This window comes from Pseudomonas sp. AB39(2026) (assembly GCF_059831485.1).
In genome coordinates this window covers 3,788,347-3,800,639 of sequence record NZ_CP195212.1, presented here as the reverse complement: position 1 = coordinate 3,800,639, position 12,293 = coordinate 3,788,347, and the positions used below count along the sequence as shown (strand labels likewise).

Genomic DNA, 12,293 nt, shown 5'->3' with positions numbered 1-12,293 from the left:
GGGGTTGATACACGATTTGTAACACCGGAGGACATTCGCTTCGATGACCTCCGTGATAATGGCGTCCAAGATGCATTGATCAAGCGATTGGTGGGCCATGAAGACAGCTCTGTCACCTTTGGCATCTACGGAGTAGGGCTCCAATCAAAGCGATGGCCGAGGCGTTGACGCACATTCAATAACCCCTAATAACCATCGATAAACCCCGGTTCAGACTTGCCTTCAAACCGATGCTGTCCAGCTACTCTTCATTTCAAACCAACGTTTACGGAGCGAATGAGTGGTCTGGACTAAGCAATGCCCGTTCTCCGCTTTGGAAAACAGTTTTTTTGAAAACGGGCCGTCGCAAAAGTCAATAGCTGATCTTGACCGATCATCGAAATCGTGTATACTCCTCGCCCTACCCAGCAGGTAGACAGACATCGTAGAAGCCTCCGTCGCGACCACCGAACAGGTGCCTTGCAAGGGGGCTTTTTAACACCTGTGATTTACCAAACCAAACCGGCAATACCCGAGGTAACGCCTATCAAAACGAACTTGAACAGGAGAATGAACAATGGCACTCGACTGCCCTGCTTTTACCGCAACACCCTTCCTTCACGTCGATGGACTGTTGATCAGTCCAACAACCGGCGAAATCTTCGGCTACGACGACAAGTGCTCGGTTTTCTACGAACGCCCTGATCACCAGCCTGGACTGAGCAAGTGTCGGAGTGCTGACGATCTCAATGCGTTTTTGAAGCACGTTGACCGACGCAAGCTGCCTTCACATACGCTGCACCCACTGATCGACGCACAAGACATTGCCCACGGCGTGTGGCGCCGTACAGGCGTGGATTGTCGTATCACGCTGCCGATGATGAACACCCTCAGCACCCTGCATGAACTGGTTCAGTACCATAACGTCATCATCATGCCTCAAGCTGATTTGGCGAAAGCACTGAGCACGACAGAATCGAATCTGATGAAGAAGCTGAACACATTGGTCGATGCCAATATGGTACGGATCAGCACATCAAGGAAAGGTGATATTCGCAAGGGCGAGATCAAGCTAGCGATTAATCCTAGGTTGATCTTCCGGGGCGATGGTCACGCGCAGGAGCGGTACATGAAGCACTGGTATCTGAATCTTGCAACCGACAAGCCTAATTCTGCCAAGACTACGTTCAGGATCGCAGCGTAGCTTCACGTAACTTTTTAGAAAAAACTACGCAAGAAGTCGCCTGCAAGCCACGTAATACAAGGGCTTGTGAAAAGCCCTATTAACAAAGACCTCTATTAATATAGAAAGACCTTTCGGTGGGCATGTCGAACATGCCTCAATCAAACAAAAGAGGAATAACACCCACAATACAACAAGGAGTCCATATGTTCATAACATACGAAACACAAGCAACAGAAACCCTTCCTTCTCGTGGTAAGGGTTCAAGATCACGAACCCCAGACTACGCACCAATAGCCTTTACGATACCAAAACCAGTCTCCAACAAATTGAAAAGTGATTTGTTGTTCGGTGTGGGCATAGATGACTTTACAGGCGATCCGGATACAAACGATTGGTCGTACAACGTTTGGGAAGGAATGCTTGATCGTTGCTATAACGAAAACTCAACAAGGTCTCGTGCAACCTACACTGATTGCACCGTAGCGCCGTGCTGGCATAGGTATTCTGACTTCAAGGTCTGGTTTGACCAGAACTCTATCATCGCCTACCAGTTGGACAAAGATATTCTTGTACTGGGTAACAGAGTCTACAGCCCCGATACCTGCTGCTTCGTACCTCCGACCATTAATATGGCAGTGCGATGGCGGAGAGAAACACCTCGATCAGGGTATCCGGGTGTAACTATGTTTGGTGGCGGATTCCAAGCTGAGGTAATGCATAAGGGTTCGAGCCACATCGGAGAATGGAGAACAGGTGCACTGGAAGCCCACTGCGACTGGCAGAGAATGAAAGCTGATGTGATTGACGATCATCTTCGTGATTACCTGCGAGAGATTGCGCCTGATCTCCGTGTTGTACGAGCACTGATTAAGTACGCTGATCGACTTCGGTCCAATGCTGACGCGATGATTTCTACGTTCCAGTATCAACACTAGCTAGCAAAGGAGCGATAGCGTGCACAGCTTTCGCTCCTATTCTCTTGTACAACAGACTGAATTTAATGAGTTCCAACCTTACCGTTTGCTCATCATCTGCTTGATTTGTTTGTCAATCTTTCTGTTGTGCCAATCATTGCTACGCATGGTTATGCCCCAGATGAATATCCACAGACCGCAAGTCGGAATGCAAAGCAGTAGGTGCAAGATGTGATTGGTCTTTCTCTTTTGACTGGTCAGATAGTAGAGCTGATCGTTCGTGTTCGTCCTTGTTCAATTCGATTGGAGCGAGGTGGTTGATTCAGGTCAGTTCTCGGACAGAAATCAACGCAACCAACCATTGGCTGTCATGGCAGTCTTGCCGCTTGGTAGCTGAATCAATGCTGACTTGTCTCCGTCCTTGGGACCTTCGATGAAATTCACCTTGGTTGCAGTTGAGATTGTTCTGCACTTACCTGACTCAATCAGGCGGCCAGCCTCATCCTCATCTTGATCAAGCGACGCTTCCACCATCTTAGTCCAGTCACCAGCCTTGAAGCAGACCATTGAGCCTGCGACGAGTGTCCGTTTTGGGGTAGGTGTCGGCCATTGCTGGAGATGAGATCACGGGCAGCAGGCACACCAAGCGAGTAAAGGTGTTCATCAAGCGTTCCTTGGGTATGGCAGGTAGCGACAACAATATCCCAAATTCAGATATCTGAAAACCAGATATAGGTTGGAAGCTGCTCATCTCGCAGTGCCAACCATGCCTAAGACGATCTACAAACCCGAACACGCAGTCCTGCTGACCCTACTGAAGAAACACAGGAAGGCGGCTGGACTAACTCAAGTACAGTGCTCAAAGGCTCTGGGGCGTCCACAGTCGTTCATGAGTGACGTTGAAAGCGGGACACGCCGGTTGGATATTGTTCAGCTCCGCGATTTGTGCAAGGTTCTCGGCATTGGTCTGGCAGAATTGGTCGCTGAGTTTGAACGATCTCTGGAAGAGAATTGATCGAGCGGCGGTTGCCGGGTTGAGGTGCTGGACTTACGCAGCATGTGCTGCTGGAAATAAGTGGTCTTTGCACTCAGGAAAAACCACTCTGCTCCAGCCTTCTAAGCAACAGAGAGGCGAATGCAAGATGATCTAAGCAGGTGTCTGGATCGTCACTGAGGTTTATCTCATGCCCTCTGGGGTTTCGAATGGCCATCACTGCTCCACTGAAAAGAAAGCTGTAACCTTTCTGCTCATCTCGGCCACTTGCGGTCGATAAGTCGGCAAGAGTGAGTAGTGGCTTACTATCATTAAAGGCATTCATCATGAGCTTAAAGCCCGACTCATCCACTTGGCATAATCGCTGCACAAGCTTATCTATAAGCTTAAATGCCTCGAAGGTAGACTCTGCACAGTGACCATTGTCGAAAAGCTTTTTGACCTTCCCATAAAGAGCTTGATGAATATTTCTTAGCTCAAATGGATGCAGGAAAATATTTTGGACCTCACTTTCGCCGCAAGACGCCCCTGTCGTCCTGCGGACTATTTCTTCGAAGAGATTAAGATATGTTGCCATTCAGCAGATTCTCTCTAATGCTTTTGAAGATGCGGTCGTAGGTCTCTTGGTCACCACCAGCGGGTAGGTTAATTTCTACCCTAACGGTAAGCGCCATGGCGGAAGACTGAGGTACCGGAGTAGCTGATTGAATGGGCAAGGGGATTTCGGCTTTAGGTAGTTGCGGAGTAGCTTTAGCAGGCTTAGGGCGTACTGTACGAGTAGGAGCGGATGTGTCGCTCGTCTTCGATTTAGGTGTGGGCGTCCGTACGTTCCCATCCAATTTACCGGAGAGCACACCAAGTGCTTGGAATGTCGCGGCCTGCTTCTTTCCTACAATGTCGCTAGTGTTGTCTGTATGCCTGAAGTAAGCGATTAACTTGGGCAACGGTAGCGTCCAAGCGCCCTCTCCGTGCAACTCAAAAAGCTCGCTATAAGCTGAAGAGACGATTTCCGAGAAACCTCGCTGAAACTCATCATCTTCGTGCTGACTGAAGACGGAACCAACTTTTTGCCCCTTTTTCCCATCCTCATCGAGCACACCAAGAAATCGCAGCGTGTTCAATACATAGCTTTCGTTGTTAGGTGCTATCCCTAGTTTTTTCATCGTGTCTGCGCCAAATTGGACAGGGAACGATTTTCTGAGCTGAGTAACGGTCTGTGTCAGCCCTGCAATACCGGAGTACGGGTGCCTATCTGCCATGATTGTATTCCTGTCATCTCGACTAAGTGAGCTGACGCTACCTGCAACCACATCAAGTGTCCAGCGTGATGAAAAAGGCAGGAGATTCGGTAGACGCCAACGAAAGCGTCGCCTCAGCCTTGGAATCAGTGGACTCAAACACCGAAGTCATCTAGGCCGAAAATCCAAAAGCTTCGGCAATAATCGCTATCAAAAAAGTAGACCTATCCCGTAGTCCCGTAGCCGCTCATGAGTCGCTATCAAATACCTATTGTGGATAGATATACGATTAAACTATCATTGTTCTATCGAATTCAATAGCAAAGGATAGTCCGCCATGAATGCCCACCTTTACCTCCGAGCCTCGACCAAAGACCAAGATGCCAATCGTGCCAAGGCGTCCTTGGAAGCGTTCGTTGTAGAGAAGGGTTTGAACATCGTTGGCGTGTATGCAGAAAGCATCAGTGGCACCAAGCTCAACCGTCCTGAGTTGCTTGCTCTGCTGGGTACTGCCGAAAGTGGGGACGTGCTATTGGTTGAGTCTGTAGACCGCCTGAGCCGCCTCTCACAAGCTGACTGGGACACTCTAAAGGGCACGATCAAGGCCAAAGGACTTCGTTTGGTTGTGGCTGACCTGCCCACCAGTCATATGCTGGTTGAAGCGAAAGGGATCACTGGGCAAATCATGGATGTGATTAACAACATGTTGATTGATCTGATGGCAACCATGGCACGACTGGATCAAGAGAAGCGTGTGGAACGCATCAAACAAGGGTTGGAAAACAAGAAGGCTGCTGATCCTGAATGGAAGCCAGCAGGCAAAGGCAGGAACGCTGCCAAGTGGGCTGAGGTACAGGCGCTGATGCGGAAGCATCCAACCATGTCTGCTGATCAGCTTGCCAAGCTAGCTGACTGTGGCGTTGCTACCGTTTACCGGATAAAGCGAGAAACAGAGACAGTCTGATGTCGTTTCTGCTCTTGGGACATCGTGTGACATCTGCACCTATTACGTCGCAACGGTTAAACCCCAACACTACAAGCCGCCTGAGGCTCGCCATCACGCATCATCACGATTGGGGTAGCATTGGACCAACTTATTTTTGGTTCCCCTTTGGGCGGCTCAGACTGAGGCCGCTATTCGCCACTTGATAGCACTAGCAAAACCACCTTCCCCAATCGTTATTTTTCCCGGAGTTGAATCACCCCCCCCAAAAAAGTACATGACTCTCGCGGCGCGGGGGCAAGAATTTACTAAACCTCAATCACTCTCACATCATAATTCCTACGACGACGCATTTGACACCCGTGCGAAATGTCATTTATCTGTAACATCTTCTTTTTGAGGCCCGCTTTTCCTACTACGTCCCAGTATCTCATCAGAAATCAGCCCCAAGGAAGAAACCCTAGGCCTATCGGGCGCTTCAGCCAAAATTTTCTCAAGGTCCCGTTTGCTGAATGTAGCCAACATCCTGAAAAGCTTAGTTTGAGCACTTGCACGAGACTTAATACTTGATGCAGAACTTCCATGCCGCTCAAAAAAACGCTTCAAATCTTTTAGCTCAGGAAGAAAAGTTCGATTATCAAATCGCTCCGAAAGGTTATTAAGGCACTCAGCCTTCTCATTATTCCCAACAAGAATAGGCTCCAAATTAAACCTACCACCCAACTTTTTCTTTTTAGCTATCGAAACTTCCTTCGCAACACGAAGTCTCTCTATCTCTCCAACCAACTCTTCTTCAGACACGCCAACCCGATGAGCTATTGCGTTCAAAACAGCCGCCCTGCCATACCTGAGCAGAATCAAACTAACATCAATATCTACGAGCTCTTTGGCTGTCATTTTATTTAAAACCTATCGATTTGAAAAACTCGTCAGAAAAAGAGGCAAACTGCTGTTGAACATTTCCTCTTACATAGCTCGTAGACCCAATTGGAGTGCCTTCACGAGCCGCCTTAGCGTAAGACCGCGAATATCTAACATGGGTTCCATAAACGTGCCAAGAATGTTTAACCGCCTCCTCCATTACCTCCGCGACTGACTCATTGGTTTCTGGACCATCCGAGTAAGATGAGGAATGATTAAACACTATCCCACATATATCCAAAGCATGATCACTATTTTCTTCTTTGAACTGAACAACCGAATTAGCAAGCAATGGTAGACCAATGGTAGCCAAAAACTCAGGCTTTACAGGAACAAGCGCATAACGACTAGCATGATATGCAGCATCCGTGAGAATGGATTCAGTTGGTGCACAATCAATAAGTATCAGGTCGTAATTATCACTAACCGACGCTAGAGCTTTAGCGAGTTTTCGCTCTTTACCAGTGGGATTTTTCAGAGTGTTTGATAACTCTAGACGACTGGGAATAAGGTCAAGTGTTGTCCCATTCCAGTAGCCCGCCTCTTTGATGATGACGTCATCAATACTAACTTTCTTAGGACTAGGCGAACTGATAGTAGGCGGAAGGTACTGCTCAAACAAATTAACTACTGTCGGCCTTTTTTTATTAAGATGCTCGACATAACCTCTTGCCCCCATTATAGCTTGACTTAGATTTGACTGAGGGTCCAAATCAATCGCGAGAGTTCTAAGATTCTTCCTATCGGCAGCATGAGCCAATTGTGCAGCAAGAGTAGTTTTGCCCACCCCGCCTTTCATATTGATCAAGCTTACAGAAATCGCTACCACATCAACCTCGACATCCATCAGTCACACCCCATTTCCTTATGGCTAAGGGCGACTATCGTGATTATGTCTGAGAGGGCTCAGGTTGACTAGATCAAGGAATGCCGAAAGAAAAGCCGTGGGAAAGCAACTACCCAGCTACGGCTGTTAGCTGGCGGAGCGGTCTCAACCTACTGTTGCCGCGAAAAGCTCCTTGAGCAGCTTTGCGATGGTTTCTACGGGTACTCCAGAGCCATAAGTGTCAAAGGTAATCGTACCTGAAGCCTGCCCCATAACAGCCTGAGCGTGAGTCGTCGGGACACCTTTGACCTGCATCAGTGACGCCAGCGAGTGACGCAATGAGTGAAACACCAAACCTCGTTCATAGGAATCCACGAGAGCCGCTGGGATTGCCTGCTGGTTGACCCACTCGCCTGATGGTCTGTACCCGATCTGTGCCAACGATCCACGCCCGCTGCGACAGCACACATCGACGTACCTCAAGAATGCAGCGAGGTCGAATCCGTAAGCTCCGTCTGTTAACGGCACCATCCGCTCACTGCGTTTATTCTTGATCGACTTCCCCTCACCTGATTCATTTATGTGGATGACGGTTACACCTGATTCAAGGGTCTGGACGTCACCAACGCTCAATTGTGAGATTTCATTGAGTCGCCCGCCAGTGATGATCCCGAGACTAAGCAACCAACGCTTCCATAAGGTCTCTGGGAGGTTGTTAGCGTAGCTCATCAACTTACCCACCTGAGCGTGAGAGAACACCTTACGACTCGACTCAAGACCTTTGGTGAACTTCAGCTTCTTGTCGAAAGACTTCTCGATGTGCCCGTTCTCCAATGCCCACTTCAAAACCGCCGACAGCTTCATCAGCATCTGATTTACCGTTGATGGCTTACGTGTGGCTGCCAGTTGTTCCCTCAAGGCTACGAGGTCCTCACGACTGTGCGTCCTGAGGTCCAATTGCCCCAGTACTTCGCTTAGGACCCCGTGGATGAACTTGGTGGAGCTGAGCGTGGTGGGCTTCTGTTCTCCGGCACGGTCGGCCAAATAGAGGCTCGAAAGATTCTCAAAGACCAGTGGTGGCTCCACAACCGATTGAGACCGGAAACCGTCTCTCAGGTAATTCACGGGACCTGCCGAGTGACTTATATGGTCAAGGGTCCGATTGGTCGCATCAGCGTGCAATCCGCCCCACAAATGACTTGAACTGTCAGCGTGCGTGGATGCAAGCAACTCCACCGATACTACGCGGAAATACTCCTTCAGCTCGCTCCATGGAGAATCAGGGTTATCCATATGGAAAGCCCGGACGAGCCCCGAAAGCAGCTCAGATGCGTCCATAGCGGCCCGTCTGTTACTGGTCTTAAGCGGAACCGATGCAGCCTCAACCGCACTACCCGTTGACCTGAGGCGCAGGTAGTAGATGCCATTGCGTCTGTAGTGGTAGGGCTTAGCGAGCCTCGTTGTCGGCCTCAGGCACACGGCAAATCTTGTGACAGTACTTGTAACAGGACGATGCTCTGCAAGGGTGTTCATGGCGGTTAGCCCCCGTATTCATTGGGTTAACCTGAATTTCTTGTCGTTCTGGATGTACTGCCGGGAGGATTTGCGCAAGCTCAAGCGGATTACCCTGCTGTGGGATTACATCCGGGCGGAGACGGAGGCCAGGCGGGGGTTTTTGATGGGCGAGTAATGGGAGCGAGCTTTGGCCGCCTATAGCGCAATTACTAACGCTCATGAAGGCTTTCACGAACCATAACTTCCAACGGCGTAAGGAAATAGCTGATCAGCCTGCGTTGCCGAGTGGTGATTTCGGCGGTGACGGCCATGCCGGGGGCCAAGGCAAGGGGTGGTGCGCCGCTGCGCTCAAGCAGGTGGCTGTCCAGCCTGATACGCACGGCATACGTGAGGCCACGCTGCGGGTCCTCGATGGCATCGTGTGAAACGCTGCTAACCACGCCCTTTACCAGCCCATAGCGGGTGTAGCTGAACGTCTCGACCTTCACCTGTGCTGGCTGCCCCGCTTGCACGAAACCGATGTCTTTGTTGGGCAGGAAGGCTTCCACCTCCATGAGCTGGTCTGCCGGCACGATCACCATCAAGGCCTGCGCTTCGGTCACCACACCGCCTTGGGTGTGGACAGCCAACTGCTGCACGGTGCCGTCCACGGGCGCTACCAGGGTGCGAAGGCCGTGCCGCAGGTGGGCTTTTTTCAACTCCTGTTCTGCAGCATTTGCCCGCAACGCCGCGTCCTGCTGTAAATCCAGCATGCTGCGGCGGTGCTGCGCCAGGATGCTCATGCGCCGGTGCGTGGTCGCTTGCAGGGCGGCGGCAATTTCCTTGCGACGGGCCCGTAACTGTTCCAGCTCCCGCTGCTGTTGCAGGTATTCCTGCTTGCGTTGGAGGTAGTGGTGCTTTGCAACGGCCTGCTCGGCCAGAAGCGCCGCGTAGTCTTCGGCCAGCTCCCGGGCGATGGGAATCGCCTCCTGCAAAGCCCGGATGGAGACAGCCAAGGAATCCCGCTCAAACCCCGCGCGCGCAATGTCTGCGTCGGCCTGGTCCAGCTGGCTGCGCAGCTCAAGGTACTGGCCCTCCAGCCAGCGCTGAACGGCTTGCCGTTTCAACGCGTCAGCCCCTGCCAACGCCTCAACAGGCAGGGCTGGCGGTTGCACGTGGTCCACACTGGCGATCATGGCGGCTGCACGGGCAGCATCGATCTGTGCAGATAACAAGTCCGCTTCAAGCCGTGCCAGGTCAGCTGCAGTGCCACGGGCCTCCAGCTCGATCAGCACCTGGCCTTTGACAACCGTTTGCCCGTCCTGAACGTGAATGGCCTTGACCACAGCCGTCTCGCTGGGCTGAATGACTTTGCTTCGCCCGTTAGGCACGATTTTCCCTGTAGCGCTGGCAACCACATCAATGTGGCTGACGCTTGCCCACACCACTGCACCCACCAGAACCGTCAGGATCAGCCCCTGCAGCAAGCGGGGAAACGCGGGCGGCGGCCGGTGTTGCAAGGCAAGCACAGGGGCCATGAACGCCCACTCGGGGGTGTGCCCAATATTGGCAGGGCGCCGGTGCTGCCAGGCACCGCGACAGGCCGACCTATAGCGTTGCAACCTGGTTCGCCAACGCCTCATGCCCCGGCCTCCTGCTGCAGCCGTAACAGGCGCGCATAATGCCCTTGGGGTAACAGCGCCAAATCGCTCGGCCTTCCCTGCTCTACCACCTGCCCCTTATCAAGTACCAGTAACTGATCACACCCCTGGAGGGTTTCGAGGCGGTGGGCGATCATGATCACCGTCCGGCCCTGGCAAATAGCGGGCAGCGCGGATTGCAGGTGCGCTTGGGCTTCACTGTCCAGCGCGCTGGTGGCTTCGTCGAAAATCAGAACAGGCGGCTCAGGCAGTAAGGCCCGGGCGATGGCCAAGCGCTGCCGCTGGCCGCCTGAGAGGTTGCTACCTGCTTCGGCCAGGCGCGTGTCATACCCCTGGGGCAGCCGCTGGATAAAACCATGAGCACCTGCCAACTGCGCCGCCTGTATCACCCGTGCCCTGCTCGCGCCCGGCAGGCTTAGCGCAATGTTTTCATGCACGGTGCCCTGGAACAGAAAGGGGTGCTGCATCACAACACCCACTTGCCGGCGCACGCTTGCAATGTCCGCCAGTGCGATGTCGTAGCCGTCCATACGGATATGGCCTTTGGCAGTCGAGGCAAACCCTAGCAGCAGCTTGAGCACGGTACTTTTGCCAGAGCCGGAAGGCCCCGTGATGCCGATGCATTGGCCCGCAGGGACCGAAAAACTAAGGTGGTTCAGTACATAGGGCCCATCTGCCTCATGGCGAAAACACACGGAATCCACGTCAATGCGGCCGCTAAGTGCAGGTACAGGTACTGCGCCGGGCGCCACTTGCACAGGTGCTTGCAGAATCACCGAAAGGCGTTGGAGGGCAACCCTGGTTTGCTGGTACTGCCCCCACACCTGGCCCATACGCAGGGCGGGCTGTGCTACCCGTGCCGCATACAGGTTGAATGCAATGAAGCTTCCAACGGTCAGGGCGCCGGACATCACCGCCTGCGCGCCCCACCACAGCGTTGCTGCAGTCACGAGCTTGCCCACCAGCCCAATGGTTTCTTGGGCCGACGCAGCGGACAAGCCCAAGCGCCGCTGCGCCAGGGTGGCCTGGGTCAGCCGGTCGTCCCACTGCGCCGCGCTCCAGCGTTCAGCGGCCAAGCCTTTCAGGGTGCGCACAGCATTGACGCTTTCAACAAGAAAGGCCTGGTTATCCGCCGACAAGGCCTGAGCGCCGGTGGCTTGCCTGTGCAAGGCAGGCCCCCACACCAGCGCAATGGCGCCATAGGCCACTAATGAGGCTGCTACCACGGCCGTCAACGCTGGGCTGTAGGCAAACATGATGGCCAGAAAGACAAAGGAAAACAGGCCATCGAGCACCACGGCCAGGCAGTGATGGGTGAGAAAATCCCTAACGGTGTCCAGTTCACGCAAGCGCGAGGCAATATCTCCAATAGGCCTTACTGAGAAAAAACCAGGGGCAAGGGCCACTACGTGGTTAAACAAAGCGGCCTTCAACTCAGCGTCTATATGCGCCAGCGGGTAAGCAAACACGCCGTATCGGGCTGCGCTGAATGCCGTTTCGAACAGCAGGGTCGCCACCAACCCAAGCATTACAACCTGGAGCGTGGACAGGTTGTTGTGGACCAGTACGTTATCCATAACCACTTGGAAAAAAAGCGGCGTGACCATTGAAAAGGCCAGCAGGCCGACCCCGGCAACCAGCACGCGCAGCACGTGGTGGCGGTACTTGCGCAGGACTGGCCAACACCATTGAAAACCGTTTTGGGACGAGGCCACCGTTTGCGTGGCGACAGGCCGAGCCAACAGCACCCGGCCGTTACTGCGGCTGCGCCAACCTGTATGGCTCACTGCAAAGGGCTCAGGATCATTGGCGCCTTGAATCCATACTTTGTCGCCTACTTGCCGCCACAGGATATAGGCGTGGTTACGGCGATCACGCCCTATGGCGGGCAAAGGCAACCGGCGCACAGGGCGAGTGCTGTGCAAGATGCGTGTATCAAACCCTAGTGACCGGGCAGCCAACTGCAGCTGGTCATCATTCAGTGCGTGGCCGTGCTCACCCTGTTCGTGCGCAAGCTGGGTGGCACAGGCGGGGATGCGGTAATGGCGAGCCAGCTGAACCAACGCCCACAGCGCTGTATCCACCCCATGCTCAATAGCAGGATGACTGTTCATGAGAAAAACCAGGTGAAAGGCGC

General features: G+C 52.9%; 12 protein-coding genes and 2 pseudogenes. 6 read left to right on the top strand and 8 right to left on the bottom strand.

Annotated elements, in window-relative coordinates; all coding sequences use genetic code 11:
* Positions 1 to 42: 42 nt before the first annotated feature.
* From ACSAMW_RS17455 to ACSAMW_RS17445, 3 genes and pseudogenes are all read left to right on the top strand, one after another.
* A pseudogene (locus tag ACSAMW_RS17455) lies at positions 43 to 182 on the top strand (site-specific integrase); the annotation flags it as partial.
* A 374-nt stretch (positions 183 to 556) separates the two neighbouring features.
* Complete coding sequence (locus ACSAMW_RS17450; protein ID WP_500591365.1) at positions 557 to 1,183, top strand: hypothetical protein; 627 nt, start codon at positions 557 to 559, stop codon at positions 1,181 to 1,183.
* A gap of 185 nt (positions 1,184 to 1,368) precedes the next feature.
* Positions 1,369 to 2,100 carry a hypothetical protein gene (locus ACSAMW_RS17445; RefSeq protein ID WP_500591364.1) on the top strand — a complete coding sequence of 244 codons (732 nt, stop codon included), beginning with the start codon at positions 1,369 to 1,371 and terminating at the stop codon, positions 2,098 to 2,100.
* 324 nt (positions 2,101 to 2,424) lie between these two features.
* Here ACSAMW_RS17445 and ACSAMW_RS17440 read toward each other — a convergent pair whose 3' ends face one another.
* Positions 2,425 to 2,610: a hypothetical protein gene (locus ACSAMW_RS17440; protein WP_500591363.1), complete on the bottom strand. Its 186-nt coding sequence runs from the start codon at positions 2,608 to 2,610 to the stop codon at positions 2,425 to 2,427.
* Positions 2,611 to 2,845: 235 nt separating this feature from the next.
* Between ACSAMW_RS17440 and ACSAMW_RS17435 the strand changes: the two genes are divergently transcribed.
* Positions 2,846 to 3,094 carry a helix-turn-helix domain-containing protein gene (locus ACSAMW_RS17435; RefSeq protein ID WP_500591362.1) on the top strand — a complete coding sequence of 83 codons (249 nt, stop codon included), beginning with the start codon at positions 2,846 to 2,848 and terminating at the stop codon, positions 3,092 to 3,094.
* A gap of 73 nt (positions 3,095 to 3,167) precedes the next feature.
* On the opposite strand, the gene ACSAMW_RS17430 is transcribed toward ACSAMW_RS17435, so the two are convergent.
* Both ACSAMW_RS17430 and ACSAMW_RS17425 read right to left on the bottom strand, forming a co-directional pair.
* On the bottom strand, positions 3,168 to 3,650 hold the full coding sequence (locus ACSAMW_RS17430) for a TIGR02391 family protein (RefSeq protein ID WP_500591361.1): 483 nt from the start codon (positions 3,648 to 3,650) through the stop codon (positions 3,168 to 3,170).
* A complete protein-coding gene (locus tag ACSAMW_RS17425) occupies positions 3,634 to 4,332 on the bottom strand; it encodes a hypothetical protein (RefSeq protein ID WP_500591360.1) in 699 nt (232 codons plus the stop codon). Before ACSAMW_RS17425 ends, ACSAMW_RS17430 begins: the two co-directional genes overlap by 17 nt.
* 316 nt (positions 4,333 to 4,648) lie before the next feature.
* On the opposite strand from ACSAMW_RS17425, the gene ACSAMW_RS17420 reads away from it, so the two are divergent.
* Positions 4,649 to 5,275 carry a recombinase family protein gene (locus ACSAMW_RS17420; RefSeq protein WP_500591359.1) on the top strand — a complete coding sequence of 209 codons (627 nt, stop codon included), beginning with the start codon at positions 4,649 to 4,651 and terminating at the stop codon, positions 5,273 to 5,275.
* A 351-nt stretch (positions 5,276 to 5,626) separates the two neighbouring features.
* Here ACSAMW_RS17420 and ACSAMW_RS17415 read toward each other — a convergent pair whose 3' ends face one another.
* From ACSAMW_RS17415 to ACSAMW_RS17405, 3 genes are all read right to left on the bottom strand, one after another.
* A complete protein-coding gene (locus tag ACSAMW_RS17415; protein WP_500591358.1) occupies positions 5,627 to 6,151 on the bottom strand; it encodes a hypothetical protein in 525 nt (174 codons plus the stop codon).
* A 1-nt stretch (position 6,152) separates the two neighbouring features.
* Positions 6,153 to 7,022, bottom strand: a complete 870-nt coding sequence (locus ACSAMW_RS17410; RefSeq protein ID WP_500591357.1) for a ParA family protein — start codon at positions 7,020 to 7,022, stop codon at positions 6,153 to 6,155.
* A 144-nt stretch (positions 7,023 to 7,166) separates the two neighbouring features.
* Positions 7,167 to 8,294, bottom strand: coding sequence for a tyrosine-type recombinase/integrase (locus tag ACSAMW_RS17405; RefSeq protein WP_500591356.1), 1,128 nt, complete (start codon positions 8,292 to 8,294; stop codon positions 7,167 to 7,169).
* Between the two features lie 286 nt (positions 8,295 to 8,580).
* Between ACSAMW_RS17405 and ACSAMW_RS17400 the strand changes: the two are divergent.
* Positions 8,581 to 8,691 (top strand): annotated as a pseudogene (locus ACSAMW_RS17400) (LysR family transcriptional regulator); the annotation flags it as partial.
* 34 nt (positions 8,692 to 8,725) lie between these two features.
* Here the strand turns inward: ACSAMW_RS17400 and ACSAMW_RS17395 are convergent.
* Both ACSAMW_RS17395 and ACSAMW_RS17390 read right to left on the bottom strand, forming a co-directional pair.
* Complete coding sequence (locus tag ACSAMW_RS17395; protein ID WP_500591355.1) at positions 8,726 to 10,138, bottom strand: HlyD family type I secretion periplasmic adaptor subunit; 1,413 nt, start codon at positions 10,136 to 10,138, stop codon at positions 8,726 to 8,728.
* Positions 10,135 to 12,270, bottom strand: a complete 2,136-nt coding sequence (locus ACSAMW_RS17390) for a peptidase domain-containing ABC transporter (RefSeq protein ID WP_500591354.1) — start codon at positions 12,268 to 12,270, stop codon at positions 10,135 to 10,137. Before ACSAMW_RS17390 ends, ACSAMW_RS17395 begins: the two co-directional genes overlap by 4 nt.
* Positions 12,271 to 12,293: the final 23 nt, after the last annotated feature.

Bases quoted from the DNA above. Each gene is read 5' to 3' on its own strand.
- ACSAMW_RS17450 (WP_500591365.1), top strand. From the start codon at position 557: ATGGCACTCGACTGCCCTGCTTTTACCGCAACACCCTTCCTTCACGTC.
- ACSAMW_RS17390 (WP_500591354.1), bottom strand. From the start codon at position 12,270: ATGAACAGTCATCCTGCTATTGAGCATGGGGTGGATACAGCGCTGTGG.
- ACSAMW_RS17420 (WP_500591359.1), top strand. From the start codon at position 4,649: ATGAATGCCCACCTTTACCTCCGAGCCTCGACCAAAGACCAAGATGCC.
- ACSAMW_RS17435 (WP_500591362.1), top strand. From the start codon at position 2,846: ATGCCTAAGACGATCTACAAACCCGAACACGCAGTCCTGCTGACCCTA.
- ACSAMW_RS17425 (WP_500591360.1), bottom strand. From the start codon at position 4,332: ATGGCAGATAGGCACCCGTACTCCGGTATTGCAGGGCTGACACAGACC.
- ACSAMW_RS17405 (WP_500591356.1), bottom strand. From the start codon at position 8,294: ATGGATAACCCTGATTCTCCATGGAGCGAGCTGAAGGAGTATTTCCGC.
- ACSAMW_RS17395 (WP_500591355.1), bottom strand. From the start codon at position 10,138: ATGAGGCGTTGGCGAACCAGGTTGCAACGCTATAGGTCGGCCTGTCGC.
- ACSAMW_RS17415 (WP_500591358.1), bottom strand. From the start codon at position 6,151: ATGACAGCCAAAGAGCTCGTAGATATTGATGTTAGTTTGATTCTGCTC.
- ACSAMW_RS17410 (WP_500591357.1), bottom strand. From the start codon at position 7,022: ATGGATGTCGAGGTTGATGTGGTAGCGATTTCTGTAAGCTTGATCAAT.
- ACSAMW_RS17430 (WP_500591361.1), bottom strand. From the start codon at position 3,650: ATGGCAACATATCTTAATCTCTTCGAAGAAATAGTCCGCAGGACGACA.
- ACSAMW_RS17445 (WP_500591364.1), top strand. From the start codon at position 1,369: ATGTTCATAACATACGAAACACAAGCAACAGAAACCCTTCCTTCTCGT.